The sequence below is a fragment of the Leisingera methylohalidivorans DSM 14336 genome, assembly GCF_000511355.1.
Lineage (GTDB): Bacteria > Pseudomonadota > Alphaproteobacteria > Rhodobacterales > Rhodobacteraceae > Leisingera > Leisingera methylohalidivorans.
In genome coordinates, this window is the sequence record NC_023135.1 from 2,621,187 (window position 1) to 2,637,886 (window position 16,700).

Below are 16,700 nucleotides of genomic sequence, written 5' to 3' on the forward strand. Positions count from 1 at the left end.
CGGGTTCTGCGCCGGCTTTTTCATGCGCATCATGTCTTCAACGGCACGCAGCTTGCAAACAGGTAAAATCTCCCGCCCGGCTGCGGGCCTTGGCAGGCCCTATGCCCGTTGGGCATGGCACCGCGCCGGTGCACGGCACCCGGCCCAAATCCGCCAAGGGGGCTGGCGCAGCCAGGCACCTGCAGGCGCGGGAGCCTCTGCCTGCTTTGCCTCAGCCGGTTCAATAGGGATGAATGCGGCCATCCCAGGTGTGGAAACAGCCGGTGGTATCCAGGTTCAGCACTGCGAATTCATTGATCAGCCCGGCGACCGACTCCTCCACCGTGATATCGCCTTCATAACCGCCCATATCGGTGCGCACCCAGCCGGGGTGATAAATGCCTACAGAAATCCCCTCCGGCTGCAGATCCGCCGCCAGATTCCGTCCGATATTCAACGCCGCCGCCTTGGAGGCGCGATAGGCATAGCTGCCTCCGGGCGCCCGCGCCTGGCTGGCCATTTGCGAGGACAGAATGGCGATCTTCGGCTCTTGTGCCAGCCGCAGATTCGGCAGCATCGCCTGCACCGTCAGAAACACACCGGTCACATTGGCGGCCAGGGTCTTGGCCCAGACCTCGGCCGAGTAGTCCTCCATCCCCATCGCCTTGTCGATATAGACCCCCGCATTGCAGACCAGAAGGTCCACCGGCCGGTTCTTGATCTGCGCGGCAAAACGCGCCTGCTGGCCGGGATCGGAGACATCCAGTTTCACTCCGGAGGAATGGTCGCGCGAGGTGCCGGTCACCTCGTAGCCCGCCTCCTGCAGCCGTTTCACCAGCTCCTTGCCAATGCCGCGGCTGGTTCCTGTTACAACTGCATGCATCTTTGCTCTGCCCTTCAATTTGATTTGCGCCCGGGACGGAACGGCAGTGGCAAAACCGGCACGCCCTCCTCGATCAGTTCCCGCGCATCTTCCAGTTTTGCCTCGCCATGGATCGCCCGCTCCGGCGCCTCGCCCAGATGCATTGCCCGGGCCTCCTTAACAAAGCTGCCGCCTACGTAATCGGAGTTTTCCTCAACCTTCTTGCGCAGATCGGCAATCGCTTGTTCGACTTTCCCCGTGGGGCGGCTCAGCACGCCGGGTCCTGCAGACGGCGCCGGCGCAGCTTCGGGGGCCGCAGGCGGCGCGGCCCGCGGTTCCGGTTCACCCACGGCAGACACCGCTTTGCGGCCTGTCCGGACCCGCGGCGCCATGATGGCTTTTTCCACTTGCGCGCTGCCGCAGACAGCACAGGACACCAGGCCGGCTGCCGCCAGCTTGTCAAAAGCCGCCGCCGACTGGAACCAGCTGTCGAAACTGTGGCCTTCAGTGCATTTGAGGCTGTATTGAATCATGCTTTCCCTCTTAGCAGGAAGGGATGATTAAATCTCCCTCTACGGCAAGTGCAAGAGGTGTCTGTTCCTACCGCGCCGCGCCCGGAGTTTGCAGCCGCTGCCGCAGCTTTGACGCCAACTCCTCCTGCGGCACATCGGCCTCTACCGCCAATCGCCTGAGGCCGAAATGCACATGCGCCATTTCGCGGTAATAACCGGCAAAGACATAATTCACCGCCGCCCCTGCCACGGCTCCGGCGATCGGCACCGCCTGGGCCGCCAGCTTTTGCCCCAGCACTGCGCCCAGCTTGGGCGCCACCTGAGCTATCAGCTTGTGCAAGCCTCCCGGCAGCCCCAGCCGCACCGAGACAAAGCCCAGATCCGCGCCGTCATCCCCGGCCAGAGGCCCAGCCGCCGCAAACACCTGGATACAGTCAAAAGCCACGCTTTCAGCCTCCGGGTCGAAGCCTTCCGCCGCTGCAACGCCCTGAATGGTCCGGAGCAGAAACGCCGTGGTGGCAGGCAGCTCCACCAGTGCGCCCGGCAGGCCCGCCGCGCCGCCCGCAGCGCCCATGGCAGCGCTCACCGCCCGGTCGACGCCCGGTTTCTGATCCGCCACCAGGCGGCGTGACTGGCTGGCCCCCTTCATGGCAACCTTGAGGGCGGTTTCCGCCGCGCCTGTCAGCCCGGCCCGCACCGGGTCCGGCAACCGTTCCAGCAGGCTTTCGCCGCTGCCGCCCAGCCGGTTCAGAAGGCCGACGCCAAAACCGCCCGCGGCCCGGTGGCGCTGTGCCAGCGCCTCCAGTTCAGCCTCAAGATCCTGCGGGGTAAATTCCCGCGATGCCGATAGAACGTCCGCCACACGCGACTCCTCTGCCCGTCTTAAAGATCGGCAGCCAATGGCGGGAATTCAACCCTTCCAGCGGCGCACCTGCCCGTGAACGCCGTCCCAGGCCGCGTCCTGCAGCGCCAGACCCAGCACCCGGTCCGGGTTGGTCGGCGGCGGCATTTCAACCCCGGTCAGTTTCGTGAAGCCAAAGCGCCGGTAGTAGGGCGCATCGCCCACCAGCATCACCCGTGCCCAGCCGGTTTCCTCTGCCTTGGCAACGCTGTCGCGAATCAAAGACCCGCCCAGCCCCTCGCCCTGCCGTGTCGGGTGCACCGCAACCGGTCCCAGCAGCAGCGCGGGCGCTGTGCCGGCCAGAACCGGCCAGAACCGGATCGCCGCAGCCAGAATGCCGTCACTGTCGCGCGCCACCTGGCTGAGCCCCGCAACCGGCGGCACCCCGTCGCGCAGCCGGTAGGACGACAGAGCCTCGCGGCCCGGTGCAAAGCACAGGTCGTACAGCGCCTCAACCTCCCACCGGTCGTCCGGCTGTTCTGCCATTAATTCGATCACGCTGCCCTGTCTCCGCATTCTTCCCCTGCAGGCTGGCAATCGGCCTAACACGCGCGTAAGCCTTGGGCAAACACCTAAGCCGCTGAATAATCCAAAGCAGGAAGCAAGAATGTTCTACCGACCCGAGGACGGCCACGGCCTGCCCCACAACCCATTCAACGCCATTGTCACACCGCGTCCCATCGGCTGGATCTCCTCGCGCTCGGGCGACGGGGTGAACAATCTGGCGCCCTACTCCTTCTTCAACGCGGTCGCCTATACGCCGCCGCAGGTGATGTTTGCCTCCACCAGCGCCAAGCCCGACCAGCCGGGCACCAAGGACAGTGTCGCCAATATCGAGGCCACCGGCGTCTTTTGCGTCAACGTAGTCTCCTATGCGCTGCGGGATGCAATGAACGCCAGCTCCGGCGCGCTGCCCAAGGACGAGGACGAGTTCGCCCACGCAGGCCTGACCGCGCTGGAGTGCAAAACCATCGCCTGCGCCCGCGTCGCCGAAGCGCCGGCGGCGCTGGAATGCCGGCTCACCCAAATCGTGACCCTGCCGGGCGAGGCCAACAAGGTGGTGTTCGGCGAGGTGACCGGCGTTCACCTGCGCGACGAGTACTTGAAGGACGGAACGTTTGATGTCACCACCTTTCAGCCGCTGGCCCGCCTCGGGTACCGCGACTATTCTGTGGTGCGCGACCTGTTCCCGCTCACCCGCCCCGACGATTGAGGCCCGCAATGCCGTTACCCGACCCTGGCAGACGCCACCCGATCATCCTGCCGGATGGCACGCCGCATGCTGGCACCGTGATGCTGAGCCAGGTGCTGGATCACCCGAACATCCAGACTGGCGATTTCAGCTATGCCTCCGATTTCGACCCGCCGGAAAACTGGGCACAGCATCTTGCCCCTTATCTGTTCCCCGGCGCACGCGAACGGCTGGTGATCGGCCGCTTCTGCCAAATCGCCCATGGGGTGCGCTTCATCACCGCTTCAGCCAATCACGCGCAAGAAGGCCTCAGCTGCTACCCGTTCCCGGTTTTTGACCCGGCGCAGATGGCAAGCTACCAGCCCGACACCCGCGACACCGTGATCGGCAATGACGTCTGGATCGGCTACGGCGCGATGATCCTGCCTGGCGCCCGCATTGGCGACGGCACCATCATCGGCGCCGGTGCCGTGGTGCGCGGCTCTGTCCCGCCCTATGCCATCGTCACAGGTAATCCCAGCACAGTGCACAGCTATCGCTTCTCCAAGCCGCAGATTGCCCGGCTCCTCAGCCTGAAATGGTGGGACTGGCCGCCCGAGCTGATCACCCGCGCCGAACCTGCGCTGCTGTCCGGCGACGTTGAAATGCTGGAAACCCTCGCCCCCGACTGAACCCCACCCCAAGCATCTGCCGGTCTGGTGAGCCAGAAGCCCGCTCCAAAACAAAAGAAACCCGCAGTTCGCTGGAACTGCGGGTTTCTTGTACAATCCGCTTAATGTCAGTGACCGCCTAAAATCCCGGTCTTGACCGAGTAATCCGCCGCCACCTCATACTCCGGGTCGTCATCGCTATCGACCATCAAGTGGCCCGCTTTGGTCAGCAGCTGATGGCAATCGCGGCTCAGGTGGCGCAGCACCAGTGTCTTGCCCTCGGCCTCGTATTTGCCGGCAATCGTCTCCACTGCCTGCAGCGCCGACTGGTCCACCACCCGGCTGCGGGCAAAGTCCACAATCACATGATCCGGATCGCCGGTCACATCGAACAGCTCGATGAATCCGTCGGTGGAGCCAAAAAACAGCGGGCCTTCGATCTCATAAACCTTGGCGCCTTTGTCAGTCTCAGACTCGCGGGTATAGGCGTGGATACGGCGCGCGTTGTTCCAGGCATACGCCAGCGCCGAGACGATCACGCCCACAACCACCGCAATTGCAAGGTCGGTCATCACTGTCACCACGGTCACCAGAACGATGACAAAGGCGTCCATCAGCGGCACTTTGGTCATCACCTTGAAGCTGTTCCAGGCAAAGGTGCCGATCACCACCATGAACATCACGCCCACCAGCGCCGCCAGCGGGATCTGCTCGATCAGCGGCGAGGCCACGACGATGAAGGCCAGCAGGAACAGCGCCGCTGCAATCCCAGCAATCCGGGTCCGGCCGCCGGATTTCACGTTGATCATCGACTGGCCGATCATTGCACAGCCGCCCATGCCGCCAAAGAAACCGGTCACCACATTGGAGGCGCCCTGCGCAATGCATTCCTGCGAGGCACCGCCGCGCTTGCCGGTGATCTCGCCCACCAGGTTCAGGGTCAGCAGGCTCTCGATCAGGCCGATCGCTGCCAGGATCACCGCATAAGGCAGGATAATCCACAGCGTTTCCAGCGTGAACGGCGCCAAGGCGGTGCCAAAAAGCCCCTCTCCGGTGCCGAACGGGTTGTGGAACGACGGAAAGCCCCCCTTGATCGAGGCCATGTCGCCGACAGTCGGCACATCAATCCCAACGGCAATCACCAGGCCCGCCACAATGCCGATCCCGGCCAACGGTGCGGGGATGATCGAGGTGACCTTGGGCACGCCCCAGATGATCAGCATGGTCAGCCCCACCAGCCCCAGCATCATCACCAGCTGCGAATTCGCCAACCAGGCCTCGGTATTATCAGGGTCCTTAAACTGAGTCAGCTGCGCAAGGAAGATCACGATCGCCAGACCGTTCACAAACCCCAGCATCACCGGATGCGGCACCAGGCGGATGAATTTGCCCCAATGCATCACCCCCGCGATAATCTGCAGGATTCCCATCAAGACCACGGTGGCAAACAGGTACTCGACCCCGTGATCGGCAACCAGCGCCACCATCACCACCGCCAATGCCCCGGTCGCGCCCGAGATCATTCCCGGCCGACCGCCGAACACCGCGGTGATCAAACCCACCATAAAGGCCGCATAAAGTCCGACCAGAGGATGTACCCCGGCGACAAAGGCAAAGGCCACAGCCTCGGGCACAAGCGCCAGAGCCACCGTGAGGCCGGACAACAATTCGGTGCGCACGCGGGCCACGGTAAAGCCCTCGTCCTGCATGATCGAGAGGTTGGGCGGGGAAATCTGCTTGGCCAGCAAAGCCATGGCTGCGCGTCTCATCTCAGGTACCTGTGCTCGGGAGGAAGGGTATTCGCTGCCCGCCCCTAGCGGAAATACGCCAATGGGGCAAGGGTTCGGTCGGCCTGCCCACCGCCCTCGCCGTGCGCGGCTGCATGTTGTACAGCGCATTCACCGAAACGGACGGCACCGCCTCACGTACGAAACGCCGGCGTCCGCTTCCTGCGCGAATCGTGCCCGCCCCGCCATCTTCCCCCGCATATTTCCGCCGGAGTGCACTGCCGTGCCCAGCACACCGCCGAACGGGGGGCGGTATACGGGGGACCAAGCAGGCGGTGCAGGCATGCCTGCCCCTGAGGAACACCTTGGGCTTGCCAAATCCGGCGCCGCTTGCGCATATCCCAACCAGCAGCATCAGGAGGGCAGCACGTGACCGCACCAGAACCCCGTGAGACCATGATCGCCGTGATCGGCGGCTCGGGCATTTATGACATCGACGGGCTGGAAGGCGCCGGGTGGGTCTCGGTCGACACGCCTTGGGGCGCTCCCTCGGATCAGATCCTGACCGGCACTTTGGGCGGCGTGAAGATGGCCTTCCTGCCCCGCCACGGCCGCGGCCATGTGCATTCCCCGACCGAGGTTCCCTACCGCGCCAATATCGACGCGCTGAAACGGCTCGGCGTCACAGATGTATTCTCGGTCTCTGCCTGCGGATCGTTCCGCGAGGAAATGGCGCCGGGTGATTTTGTTGTAGTGGACCAATTCATAGACCGGACGTTTGCGCGCGAGAAAAGCTTCTTCGGCACCGGCTGCGTCGCCCATGTGAGTGTCGCGCATCCGACCTGCGAACGGCTCTCGAACGCGGCGGAAGAGGCGGGCAAGGATGCTGGTATCAACATCCACCGCGGCGGCACCTATTTGTGCATGGAGGGGCCGCAGTTTTCGTCCATAGCGGAAAGCAAACTGTACCGCGAGCAGTGGGGCTGCGACGTCATTGGCATGACAAACATGCCCGAAGCCAAGCTCGCCCGCGAGGCCGAGCTGTGTTACGCCTCCATTGCCATGGTCACCGATTACGACAGCTGGCACCCGGAGCACGGAGCGGTCGAAATCACTGATATCATTGCCACCCTGCAGGGCAACTCCGCCAATGCCCGCGAGCTGGTCCGCCGCCTGCCCGCTTTGCTGGGCCAGGAGCGCGCCGGTTGCCCGCATGGCTGCGACACGGCGCTGGAGTACGCCATTATGACCGCAGCCGAGAAACGCGACCCGGCTCTTCTGGCCAAGTTGGATGCGGTGGCAGGCCGGGTTCTGGGCTGATCCAGGCTTGCAACAGTCTTGACTTTCCGGGGTGGTCTCAGCAGGGCCGCCCCTTTTCTTTTCTGCCGCGAATGCCTCTATCGCACACAACGCCGTGTCTTGCAGTTTGCTGACATCAGAACCCTTTCTTGGGTCTTCCCGGATTGAACACCGCCCGCTTTCTCACCTTGTGCAGCATAATGCCGGCCGGCGTCTGCATTGCAGCACAGGCGACCCCGGGCACAGGCGCCGTATCGCTTTTCACCGGCGCTCTGGGAGGCCTGGCGGCGGCGCTGGACATGGCGGATCTTGGGGAATGGCCAACGGCGCCTGGGCTGCAGGCGCTGAGCCTTAATGCTGCCCATATCCTGCCGGGTTGGGCACGCTGGAAACATTGGGCCAGATGGACGGTTCGCTCAGCACCTCTCATATCGCCGGCTACAGCCTTGGTTTCTGCGCCCAGTCGACGGTGCTGGTCCGGGTCTGGAATACTTGAGCAGAACGCGGACCCCGGAGGCACTGGTGCGATGGGGCCCCTGCTTCTCCTGCTGTCTTCACGCCGCGCCGCCGCCCCTTTTCCAACCCAGCCCCGACTGGCATTCGGCGGCATCCCTGAACCGCAGGCTCACGGTTCCCCCTTGCATGACAGCGCTGCATCCGCCAAACCGCCGGTGGCCCGGCGGCGCAGCCGGGCTGCTGTCTCAGTTGCGCCAAGGGGAGCCAATCCGATGCCCAATAAGCCCGCCGTAAAGGATTACATCCGCACCATCGTCGACTTCCCGCACGAAGGGATCATGTTCCGCGATGTAACCACATTGTTTGCCGATCCGCGCGGCTTCCGCATGGCGATCGACCAGATGCTGCACCCCTATGCCGGTGAGCAGATCGACAAGGTCGTGGGACTTGAAGCGCGCGGCTTTATCCTGGGCGGCGCGATTGCGCACCAGCTGAGCGTCGGTTTTGTGCCGATCCGCAAGAAAGGCAAGCTGCCCGGCACCACCATCAGCCAAGAGTACAAGCTGGAATACGGCGAAGCGATTGTCGAAATCCATGACGATGCAATCAATCCGGGCGAGAAGATCCTGGTGGTGGATGACCTCTTGGCCACCGGCGGCACAGCGGGTGCGGGCATCAAGCTGATCGAGCGGCTGGGCGGCGAGATCGTGTCCTGCTCCTTTATCGTTGATCTGCCGGAACTGGGCGGCCGGAAACTGCTGGAAAGCATGGGCATGGATGTGCATGTGCTGTGCGAGTTCGACGGCCTCTGAGCACTGGTCAGACAGTGTCCGGGCCGGGTCTCCCGCCGGTCAAACGCCAGTCTTTCGAATGGCTCTTCCCGTTGGGCATAGCCCTTTCCGGCCCTAACGGGCCTGAAAGGGCACGCCGCGTGGATGCGCGGCGCCGCGCCCAAAGCCGCCAGGCGGTCCGGCGCAACCGGGCAGCCGCGGGTGCGGGAGCCCCCTTTTTTTTCAGATTGATCAGCCCGTCTTCAGCACCGCCCCCGGGTTCATGATGCCATTGGGGTCCAGTGCCAGTTTGATCGCCCGCATCGCTGCCAGCCTGACTGGATCGCCGTAACGCTCCAGGTCGCCGGTCTTCATCCGCCCTACACCATGCTCCGCGCTGAAAGAGCCGCCAAAGGCGTGAACCAGATCATGCACGGCTTCCTTCACGGCACCGCGCAGGTGATTGTACTCTTCCCGCATGTGGCCCTTTGACGGGAACACATTGTAATGCAAGTTCCCATCTCCCAGGTGGCCGAAGCAGTTAATGCGGAAGTCGCCCAGGCCTGCAACAACCTCGCTGCCCCGTTCGATGAAGGCAGGAATATCCGAGACCGGCACAGAGATGTCGTGGCTGGAAACGGATCCGATTGCCTTGTTGGCCGCGGGGATGTTTTCCCGCACCGCCCACAGGGCCTGCCGCTGAGAGCCGGATTGGGCAATCACGCCATCGCCTGCCAGCCCTGCTGCCGCTGCGGCTTCGAACAGCTCTGCCAGTGTCTCTTCCGGGTCAAGCCCGCGCGGCAGGCCCAGCTCGATCAGCACGCTCCATTCCGGCGCTTCGGCAAAAGGCTGGCGGATCTGCGGCAAGCAGTCCGACAGGAAGTCCAGCCCCTGCCGGTGGATCAGCTCGAAAGCACTGACCGCTTCGCCTGCGTGGTCACGGGCCAGCGCCAGCAGCGCAATGGCAGCGGCGGGGTCCTTTACCGTGAAAAACGCTGTTCCTTGGCTGACTGGTATCGGTGACAGCTTCAGCGCGGCGGCAGTGATCACCCCCAGCGTGCCCTCGGCCCCGATCAGCAGATTCTTCAGGTCATAACCGGTGTTGTCTTTACGCAAACGGGACAGCCCTTGCCAGATTTCGCCCGTGGGCAGCACCGCTTCCAGCCCCAGGCAGAGGTCGCGCGCATTGCCGTAGCGCAGCACGTTGACGCCGCCCGCATTGGTCGAAAGGTTGCCGCCGATCCGGGCCGACCCTTCTGCCGCCAGGGACAAGGGAAACAGCCGCCCTGCCCCCTGCGCGGCTGTCTGGATATCCGCCAGAATCGCACCTGCTTCGGCAATCAGGACATTTTCCTGCGGGAAGACCGAGCGGATTGCCGTCATCCGCTCCAGAGACAGCACCAGCGGCGCCGGACCGTCCGGCATTACCTGGCCGCCGACCAGGCCGGTGCCGCCGCCATAGGGCACAACCGGCACCCGGGCAGCATTGGCCTCGCGGATCAGGACCGAGACATGCTCCACTGTCTGCGGCAAGGCCAGAACCCCTGCCTGTCCCCGGTAGCGGCCGCGCGGTTCCTCCAGATACCGCGGCTCTGGCGGCCGCAGCACGCCTTCGGGCAACTGGTTCGAAAGACGGGTGGCAAAGGCAGTATCAGCGGGGTTCAAGCTCATGTCTCATCCATGCCGGAAGCCGCTCTGGCTGGCAAGGCAGGTCACTCTTCTTGCAGCAGGTACTTCGGCTGCAGCACATGGATCGTCGGGCGGCTGGGCAGGCTGCGCAGCGACACCGTCAGCGTATTGTTGCCTTCATTCACCACATCAAACTCTGGGCCGGTCCGGGCCAGGAACTGCTGCAATGACGCGCCGCTGAACCAATGCATCGGGATAATGACTGAGGAACGCAGCCGCCCCAGAACTTCCAGCATCTGGTCCAGCGGCAGGGTTATGCCGCCATCCACAGCGGCCATCACAACATCAAGCCGCCCCAGCGCCGCGAACTGTTCCGGCGTCGGCACGTGGTGGAGATGGCCCAAATGGCCGATGCAAAGGCCGGCCGCTTCGAAAACAAAGATCGAGTTGCCTTGCGCCACCACGCCTCCGAACATGTTGCGGATGTCGGTTGATACATTGCGGATCAGCATTTCGCCAAGATCCAGGTGGTGTTCTGCCCCGCTCCCGCGCGGCCCCCAGCCCCGCAGCACATGGGGAATGGCTGGATCGGGGTGCGCGGTCCAGTGGGTTTCATGCGCGTGGTTCATGGTGACCACATCCGGGATCAGCGGCGCGGCGCCGGTGAAGCCGGTAAAATCGGTGACCACATTCAACCCGCCTTCGGTGCGCAGCAGGAAGGAGGCATGCGCGATATAGCGGATCTGCACGCTATCCTGCGCAACCGGGTCCTGCCAATCGGCTTTGTGCAGGTACTCGAGGCCGGGCGTGTCCTGGGCCAGTGCGATGCAGTGGCTTGCACGCCGCTCCTGAACTTGAGCGGCGGCAGCTCCGGAAAGCACCAAGGCGCAAGCAAGGGCGGGCAAAACGCGCATAGGAGTGGTTATAGGGCGCTGCTGCGGTTCGTCAGCCCCGAAGAGAATCATTTGCACACATAGCGCCCAATGCAGCGGCAGAATTGAAATTTCTGTCTTGCAACCGGGCCGGGCTTCACGACAGCGGTGCATTTACTGCCCACCAGCGACCGGCAGCTATTCCCGGGGAGCCCGCGTGGCTGTGATCAGGCCTGTCCGGTCAGTGTCTTGCCGCGCCGGTCGTGCCGCAGCGAAGCATACAGCACATGGGTCCGCCAGCGGCCGTTGATCTGCAAATAGGACTGGGCAACGCCCTCGTATTTAAAGCCGGATTTCTCCAGCAGCCCGCGGGATGCCTGGTTTTCCGGCAGGCAGGCGGCCTCGATCCGGCTGAGATCCAGCTTGCTGAAGGCGTGATGCACCACCGCGCCGATCGCTTCGCGCATGTAGCCGTGGCGGGCAAAGGGCAAGCCGGTCCAGTACCCCAGTGTTCCCGCCTGCGCCGGGCCGCGGCGGATGTTGTCCAGCGTGATCGCGCCCACCAGCATATTGTCGGCCCGCCGGATCAGGAACAGCGGCAAAGCCGTCTCCCCGGCCACTGACCGGCGGGCCCAATAGATCCTGTTGGTAAAGCTTTTGCGGCTGAGGTGGTCCGCCGCCCAGCTGGGTTCCCAAGGCGTCAGATACGGCTGGCTCTGCAATCGCAAAGCTGCCCAGCCGTGAAAATCCGCATGCACCGGCGGCCTGAGGGTCAGGCGCTCGGTTTCAATGCGGACCTTGCGGCGGTTCAGCAGCATCAGGCGGCGCGCCTCTCCTGCAGCCTTTCCAGCGCCGGGGCGTCGGCCACCGGGCCATAGAGCGCAAGAGCCGCCGGGGCGGAAACCGCCATTTCCTCAGCCATGCCGCGCACGTCGCCGGTGGTCACGGCTTCGATCCGTTCAACCGTGTGTTCCAGCGACGGCACCTTGCCCCAGATCTGCACCAGGCGGGCCAGACGTTCAGCCCGGTTCGACGGGCTTTCCAGCCCCATCAGCATCCCGGCTTTCATCTGGGCGCGGGCGCGCTCCACTTCGGCCTCAGTCATGTCGTCCGCGGCGCGTTTCATCTCGTCGATGGTGATGCCCGCCAGCTCTTCCAGCTGCTCGCCGGAGGTGCCGGCGTAAACCGTCAGCGCGCCGGTATCGGCATAAGACCCGGCCTGCGCAAAGATCGAGTAGCACAGACCGCGTTTCTCGCGCACCTCCTGGAACAGCCGAGATGACATGCCGCCGCCAAGCGCACTGGCATAGATCTGCGAGGTGTACATGGACTGGTCTCGATAGCTGGGGCCTTCGAACGCCAGCGCAAAATGCGCCTGTTCCAGGTCTTTGACCTGCCGCGCCTCGCCGCCGGTGAACCGCGCGCCTTCGGCGTTGAACTCGGGCTTTGGTGCCATATGGCCAAACATCTGCTCGGCGAGCTTCACCAGGACATCGTGATCGACACCCCCGGCCGCAGCCAGAATCATCTGGCCAGGGCCGTAATGTTCCGCCACGAAACCTTGCAGGTCTTCTCGGCTGAAGCTGCTGACGCGCTCTGCCGGGCCAAGGATAGTCCGGCCCAAGGGCTGGCCGCGGTAGCTTTCTTCCTGAAGCCAGTCAAAGATTACGTCATCCGGCGTATCCAGCGATTGGCCGATTTCCTGCAGGATCACCCCGCGTTCGACCTCGATCTCGCGCTGATCGAACACCGGGTTCAGCAGGATGTCCCCGATCACATCCACCGCCAGCGGCACGTCGTTCTTCAGCACACGGGCGTAGTACGCCGTCACCTCCCGCGAGGTGTAGGCGTTGATATAGCCGCCGACATCCTCGATCTCTTCGGCAATTTGCAGGGCCGTGCGGATCTTCGTGCCCTTGAAGGCCATGTGCTCCAGGAAATGGGCAATACCGTTCTGCTCCAACCGCTCGTGGCGGCCGCCGGCGTTGACCCAGATCCCGACCGCCGCGGATTCCAGCCCCGGCATATCCTCGGAGACGATGCGGAACCCATTGGCGAGTGTGTGCTGCTGAACTGTCAATTCGCGATGTTCTTTCTGATGTGATCCTCGAGGGCGGCGAGATCATTGGCGATCCGCGTTACCCGTTCCGGCCTGTCATACAGATCGTCCATGCGCGGGGGAAGAGGCGGATGGATGCCGCTTGCATCTTCAACCGCCGCCGGGAATTTTGCCGGATGCGCGGTGGCCAGTGTGATCATCGGCACCTCTGCTGTGCGGTGCTCATTGGCAACCTTCACAGCCACGGCGCCGTGCGGGCACAGCAGCTCACCCGAGGCGGCCAGTTCGGATTTGATGGTCGCCAGCGTTTCTTCTTCGGAAGTGCGGCCCGAGACGTAGGTCTCGCTCAGCGCCTGCATCGCGCCTTGGGAGACGTCAAAGCCGCCGGTCTTAAGCTCATCCATCAGCTGGGCCACGGCGCCGCTGTCCTGGCCGTAAGCGTAGAACAGCGCGCGCTCAAAATTCGAGGATACCTGAATGTCCATCGACGGGCTGATCGAGGGCGCGGTGTCGCCCTTGTAATACCCCTGCCCCGACAGGCAGCGGTGCAGGATGTCGTTCTGGTTGGTGGCGACCACCAGCTGGTCGATGGGCAGGCCCATCTGCTTGGCGATGAAGCCTGCGAAGATGTCGCCGAAGTTGCCAGTGGGGACGGTGAAACTCACCTTGCGGCCCGGCGCGCCCAGCGAAACGGCGGCAGAGAAATAGTAGACCACCTGCGCCAGCACCCGGGCGATGTTGATCGAATTCACGCCCGCCAGCTTCACGCCATCGCGGAAATCGAAGTCGTTGAACATGTCCTTCACGCGGGCCTGGCAGTCATCGAAATCGCCATCGACGGCCAGCGCGTGCACGTTGGCGTCCTGCGGCGTGGTCATCTGGCGGCGCTGCACCTCGGAGACACGGCCATGCGGGTAGAGAATGAACACATCCACATTGCTGAGGCCGCGGAAAGCTTCCATTGCCGCCGAACCGGTATCGCCGGAGGTGGCGCCTGCAATGGTCACCCGGTCGCCGCGGCGCTCAAGTGCGGTCTGGAACAGCTGGCCGATCAGCTGCATAGCGAAGTCCTTAAACGCCAGCGTCGGGCCGTGGAACAGCTCCAGCAGGAAATGATTGGGCGCCAGCTGTTTCAGCGGTGCGCGGGCCGCATGGCCGAAGCCCTGATAGGCGCGGGCGATGATACCGCGGAATTCTTCGTCAGTGAAGCAATCACCAAGGAAGGGGCGCATCACGCGAAAGGCAGTTTCCTCATAGGAGAGACCGGCCAGTGCGGCGATGTCACCCTGGGACATCTGCGGAATTTCGGCTGGCACATAAAGACCGCCGTCACGGGCAAGCCCGGTCAGCATCGCGTCTTCAAAGGTCAGCTCGGGCGCTTGGCCCCGGGTCGAGATATATTTCATCGCCTTGGCTCTCTAGGAATTGGCGCGGTCGCGCCGCAGGAAATAGACAGTCATCGCAGCCCAGATGAAGGCCAGCGAAAACCAGGTGATCGCATATTGCAAGTGGTTGTTGGGGATGGCGGCGGTGCTGATCCCCATCGGCTGGACATTTTTCCCGACAGGCTCGCGGGAAATCACCAGGACCGGCTCTGTCTCCAAAACGGCGGCCATCTCGGCCACATCGCGTGCGTACCAGAAATTTTCGGCCGGATCATTCTGCGGAGTGAAACTGTCGCGCTCAACCGGCCAGTGCAGGTTTCCGGCGACATGGACCGGACCGGTGCTGCGCCGCACGTCCTTCTCGGTCTCGGTCACGAAACCGCGTTCCAGCAGAATACGGCGGCCTGTCTTTTCTTCCGTCAGGGCCTGAATGACCCGGAAGCCAGCGCCGGTTTCCTTGGAGCTGACCAGTACGTGCAGTTCCGGGCCGGATACGGCCCCGAACAGATCCACGGCTTGGTATTTATGCTCTGCCGCGTTGGGGGCCTCAGGCAGGGGCTCAGGCAACCCGGCCAAACGGGAAAGAATGTCTTCGATGACCTGTTCTTTCCACGTCAACCGCTGCAGCTGCCAGGTTCCAAGGCCCAGCAGGATCGCGATGCCCAGCCCGCTGACCACCACCAAAAAACCGACATGCCGCATCCGGGCCGCTCCGCTTCAACAGTAAAGGCGCGCAGAGCTTGCTGCTCCGCGCGCCTTGCTCATTAAGGTCTGTCTGCGGTTTTTGGAACCGCAAACATGTAACCATTACAAACCGCCCGTTACAGGCCGGAAGTGCCCCAGATGTAGACGGCGACAAACAGGAACAGCCAAACGACGTCCACGAAGTGCCAGTACCAGGCCGCAGCCTCGAAGCCGACGTGCTGTTCTGGTGTGAAGTCGCCCTTCATCGCCCGGATCAGGCAGACCGTCAGGAAGATGGTGCCGATCACTACGTGGAAACCGTGGAAACCGGTTGCCATGAAGAAGTTGGAGTAGAACTCATCGCCGCCGAACTGCCATCCTTCGTGCAGCAGGTGGACGTATTCGTAGCCCTGCAGGAAGGTGAAGGCGATGCCGAAGAGGATGCCGATGGACAGGCCCTGGATCAGCGCCTTGCGGTCGTTGTTGTGGACCAGCGCGTGGTGCGCCCAGGTCACCGCACAGCCCGACAGCAGCAGGATCAGAGTGTTGATCAGCGGCAGGTGGAACGGGTCGACCGGCAGGATATCCGGCGCCACGTATTCAGTGCCGAAATAGGTCTCCATCGGGTAGATGGCGTGTTTGAAGAACGACCAGAACCAGGCGAAGAAGAACATCACCTCGGACATCACAAACAGGATGAAGCCGTAGCGCAGACCGATGCGCACAACAGTGGTGTGATCGCCGACCTTGCTTTCGGCGACAACTTCGGACCACCAAGCAAAGGCGGAGTAGAGAACGGCCACCAGGCCGATCCAGAACGCCCAGGCAGTGACGCCCTTCATCCAGAAGACCGCGCCAACCAGCATGACGAAAGTGCCCAAAGCAGAAGCCAGCGGCCAGATCGACGGCGGCAGAATATGATAATCGTGATTTTTAGCGTGCGCCATTCAAGTGTCCCTCACCAAAGCGGCCTAGTTCGTGGTTGCGCCTGCCCCGGTGTTATCCCCGGTGTCGAGGGCTGCGTAACCCTCGGGCAGATCGATTTCATGAAACGTGTACGAAAGCGTGATCGTATGCACGTATTTTGCGTCCCGGTCGTCGATGATTTCCGGGTCGACGTAGAAGGTCACGGGCATCTGCACCCGCTCCCCCGGCTGAAGCACCTGCTCGGTAAAGCAGAAACAGTCGATTTTCTCAAAGAAGTACCCGGCCTGATAGGGCGTCACGTTGTAGGACGCCTGACCGGCAACGGGGCGGTCGGTCGGATTGTAGGCCTCATAGAAGGCCAGTCCGGTTTCGCCCAGCTTGATTTCCATCTCGCGCTGCGACGGTTTGAATTCCCACGGCATGCCGCGCTGTTTGGAGCCATCGAAACGGACGGTGATGGTCTGGTCCAGAATGGTGTCAGAGCCGGCATTGGCCACTTGTGTGACACCGCCAAAGCCGGTCACCCGGCAGAACCAGTCGTAAAACGGCACCGACGCCCAGGACAGGCCGCCCATCAGGACAACCACGCCCACCAGCTGGACAACGGTTTTCTGCGGTCCCTGCAACGCCATCAGTTCTGCTCTCCCTGGGCGTCCGGGAATTTAAAAGTGGCCGAGGTTACCTTGACCATGGTCAGCGCCATGACCAGCACCACAAATGCAGCGAGAAGGATTCCCACGCCCTTGTTCAGGCCGGAGCGCCGCTTGTGCAGCTCGTGTTCCTTGCGCAGAGCCAT

The 16,700-nt window shown here is 63.1% G+C and carries 18 protein-coding genes; 4 read left to right on the forward strand and 14 right to left on the reverse strand.

Going from position 1 to position 16,700, the window contains the following annotated elements; genetic code table 11:
• Positions 1 to 220: 220 nt before the first annotated feature.
• The 4 genes from METH_RS13010 to METH_RS13025 form a co-directional block, all read right to left on the reverse strand.
• Positions 221 to 862: an SDR family oxidoreductase gene (locus METH_RS13010; protein WP_024090938.1), complete on the reverse strand. Its 642-nt coding sequence runs from the start codon at positions 860 to 862 to the stop codon at positions 221 to 223.
• 14 nt (positions 863 to 876) lie between these two features.
• Entirely contained in the window at positions 877 to 1,374 is a 498-nt protein-coding gene (locus METH_RS13015) for a DUF1178 family protein (RefSeq protein ID WP_024090939.1), read from the reverse strand.
• A gap of 67 nt (positions 1,375 to 1,441) precedes the next feature.
• On the reverse strand, positions 1,442 to 2,215 hold the full coding sequence (locus METH_RS13020) for an EcsC family protein (RefSeq protein WP_024090940.1): 774 nt from the start codon (positions 2,213 to 2,215) through the stop codon (positions 1,442 to 1,444).
• 48 nt (positions 2,216 to 2,263) lie between these two features.
• On the reverse strand, positions 2,264 to 2,770 hold the full coding sequence (locus METH_RS13025) for a GNAT family N-acetyltransferase (protein WP_416361572.1): 507 nt from the start codon (positions 2,768 to 2,770) through the stop codon (positions 2,264 to 2,266).
• Positions 2,771 to 2,861: 91 nt separating this feature from the next.
• Here METH_RS13025 and METH_RS13030 point away from each other — a divergent pair, with 91 nt between their 5' ends.
• Together METH_RS13030 and METH_RS13035 are read left to right on the forward strand one after the other, a co-directional pair.
• Positions 2,862 to 3,467, forward strand: a complete 606-nt coding sequence (locus METH_RS13030; RefSeq protein ID WP_024090942.1) for a flavin reductase family protein — start codon at positions 2,862 to 2,864, stop codon at positions 3,465 to 3,467.
• 8 nt (positions 3,468 to 3,475) lie between these two features.
• Entirely contained in the window at positions 3,476 to 4,117 is a 642-nt protein-coding gene (locus METH_RS13035; protein WP_024090943.1) for a CatB-related O-acetyltransferase, read from the forward strand.
• A 107-nt stretch (positions 4,118 to 4,224) separates the two neighbouring features.
• Here the strand turns inward: METH_RS13035 and METH_RS13040 are convergent, their stop codons facing one another.
• Complete coding sequence (locus tag METH_RS13040; RefSeq protein ID WP_024090944.1) at positions 4,225 to 5,865, reverse strand: SulP family inorganic anion transporter; 1,641 nt, start codon at positions 5,863 to 5,865, stop codon at positions 4,225 to 4,227.
• Between the two features lie 414 nt (positions 5,866 to 6,279).
• Here METH_RS13040 and METH_RS13045 point away from each other — a divergent pair, with 414 nt between their 5' ends.
• Together METH_RS13045 and METH_RS13050 are read left to right on the forward strand one after the other, a co-directional pair.
• Positions 6,280 to 7,143: an S-methyl-5'-thioadenosine phosphorylase gene (locus tag METH_RS13045; protein WP_044008425.1), complete on the forward strand. Its 864-nt coding sequence runs from the start codon at positions 6,280 to 6,282 to the stop codon at positions 7,141 to 7,143.
• Between the two features lie 707 nt (positions 7,144 to 7,850).
• Positions 7,851 to 8,390 carry an adenine phosphoribosyltransferase gene (locus tag METH_RS13050; RefSeq protein ID WP_024090945.1) on the forward strand — a complete coding sequence of 180 codons (540 nt, stop codon included), beginning with the start codon at positions 7,851 to 7,853 and terminating at the stop codon, positions 8,388 to 8,390.
• A 210-nt stretch (positions 8,391 to 8,600) separates the two neighbouring features.
• Here the strand turns inward: METH_RS13050 and METH_RS13055 are convergent, their stop codons facing one another.
• The 9 genes from METH_RS13055 to METH_RS13095 form a co-directional block, all read right to left on the reverse strand.
• Positions 8,601 to 10,019 carry an FAD-binding oxidoreductase gene (locus tag METH_RS13055; protein ID WP_024090946.1) on the reverse strand — a complete coding sequence of 473 codons (1,419 nt, stop codon included), beginning with the start codon at positions 10,017 to 10,019 and terminating at the stop codon, positions 8,601 to 8,603.
• Between the two features lie 41 nt (positions 10,020 to 10,060).
• Entirely contained in the window at positions 10,061 to 10,891 is an 831-nt protein-coding gene (locus tag METH_RS13060; RefSeq protein ID WP_044008665.1) for an MBL fold metallo-hydrolase, read from the reverse strand.
• A gap of 185 nt (positions 10,892 to 11,076) precedes the next feature.
• A complete protein-coding gene (locus METH_RS13065) occupies positions 11,077 to 11,667 on the reverse strand; it encodes a GNAT family N-acetyltransferase (protein WP_024090948.1) in 591 nt (196 codons plus the stop codon).
• Positions 11,667 to 12,929, reverse strand: a complete 1,263-nt coding sequence (locus METH_RS13070; RefSeq protein ID WP_024090949.1) for a M16 family metallopeptidase — start codon at positions 12,927 to 12,929, stop codon at positions 11,667 to 11,669. Before METH_RS13070 ends, METH_RS13065 begins: the two co-directional genes overlap by 1 nt.
• Positions 12,926 to 14,314: a threonine synthase gene (thrC, locus tag METH_RS13075; RefSeq protein ID WP_024090950.1), complete on the reverse strand. Its 1,389-nt coding sequence runs from the start codon at positions 14,312 to 14,314 to the stop codon at positions 12,926 to 12,928. The genes METH_RS13070 and thrC overlap by 4 nt, the downstream gene beginning before the upstream one ends.
• A 12-nt stretch (positions 14,315 to 14,326) precedes the next feature.
• On the reverse strand, positions 14,327 to 14,995 hold the full coding sequence (locus METH_RS13080) for an SURF1 family protein (RefSeq protein WP_024090951.1): 669 nt from the start codon (positions 14,993 to 14,995) through the stop codon (positions 14,327 to 14,329).
• Between the two features lie 119 nt (positions 14,996 to 15,114).
• The gene (locus tag METH_RS13085; RefSeq protein ID WP_024090952.1) at positions 15,115 to 15,924 is read right to left on the reverse strand and encodes a cytochrome c oxidase subunit 3; all 810 of its coding nucleotides are present in this window, start codon (positions 15,922 to 15,924) and stop codon (positions 15,115 to 15,117) included.
• A 24-nt stretch (positions 15,925 to 15,948) separates the two neighbouring features.
• Entirely contained in the window at positions 15,949 to 16,536 is a 588-nt protein-coding gene (locus tag METH_RS13090) for a cytochrome c oxidase assembly protein (protein ID WP_024090953.1), read from the reverse strand.
• Positions 16,536 to 16,700 carry a hypothetical protein gene (locus METH_RS13095; protein WP_024090954.1) on the reverse strand — a complete coding sequence of 55 codons (165 nt, stop codon included), beginning with the start codon at positions 16,698 to 16,700 and terminating at the stop codon, positions 16,536 to 16,538. The genes METH_RS13090 and METH_RS13095 overlap by 1 nt, the downstream gene beginning before the upstream one ends.

Excerpts from the sequence above, each read along its gene's own strand:
- METH_RS13015 (WP_024090939.1), bottom strand. The coding sequence starts at position 1,374 with ATGATTCAATACAGCCTCAAATGCACTGAAGGCCACAGTTTCGACAGC.
- METH_RS13095 (WP_024090954.1), bottom strand. The coding sequence starts at position 16,700 with ATGGCTCTGCGCAAGGAACACGAGCTGCACAAGCGGCGCTCCGGCCTG.
- thrC (WP_024090950.1), bottom strand. The coding sequence starts at position 14,314 with ATGAAATATATCTCGACCCGGGGCCAAGCGCCCGAGCTGACCTTTGAA.
- METH_RS13060 (WP_044008665.1), bottom strand. The coding sequence starts at position 10,891 with ATGCGCGTTTTGCCCGCCCTTGCTTGCGCCTTGGTGCTTTCCGGAGCT.
- METH_RS13065 (WP_024090948.1), bottom strand. The coding sequence starts at position 11,667 with ATGCTGCTGAACCGCCGCAAGGTCCGCATTGAAACCGAGCGCCTGACC.
- METH_RS13080 (WP_024090951.1), bottom strand. The coding sequence starts at position 14,995 with ATGCGGCATGTCGGTTTTTTGGTGGTGGTCAGCGGGCTGGGCATCGCG.
- METH_RS13010 (WP_024090938.1), bottom strand. The coding sequence starts at position 862 with ATGCATGCAGTTGTAACAGGAACCAGCCGCGGCATTGGCAAGGAGCTG.
- METH_RS13055 (WP_024090946.1), bottom strand. The coding sequence starts at position 10,019 with ATGAGCTTGAACCCCGCTGATACTGCCTTTGCCACCCGTCTTTCGAAC.
- METH_RS13040 (WP_024090944.1), bottom strand. The coding sequence starts at position 5,865 with ATGAGACGCGCAGCCATGGCTTTGCTGGCCAAGCAGATTTCCCCGCCC.
- METH_RS13035 (WP_024090943.1), top strand. The coding sequence starts at position 3,476 with ATGCCGTTACCCGACCCTGGCAGACGCCACCCGATCATCCTGCCGGAT.
- METH_RS13085 (WP_024090952.1), bottom strand. The coding sequence starts at position 15,924 with ATGGCGCACGCTAAAAATCACGATTATCATATTCTGCCGCCGTCGATC.
- METH_RS13045 (WP_044008425.1), top strand. The coding sequence starts at position 6,280 with ATGATCGCCGTGATCGGCGGCTCGGGCATTTATGACATCGACGGGCTG.
- METH_RS13030 (WP_024090942.1), top strand. The coding sequence starts at position 2,862 with ATGTTCTACCGACCCGAGGACGGCCACGGCCTGCCCCACAACCCATTC.
- METH_RS13050 (WP_024090945.1), top strand. The coding sequence starts at position 7,851 with ATGCCCAATAAGCCCGCCGTAAAGGATTACATCCGCACCATCGTCGAC.
- METH_RS13025 (WP_416361572.1), bottom strand. The coding sequence starts at position 2,770 with ATGCGGAGACAGGGCAGCGTGATCGAATTAATGGCAGAACAGCCGGAC.
- METH_RS13090 (WP_024090953.1), bottom strand. The coding sequence starts at position 16,536 with ATGGCGTTGCAGGGACCGCAGAAAACCGTTGTCCAGCTGGTGGGCGTG.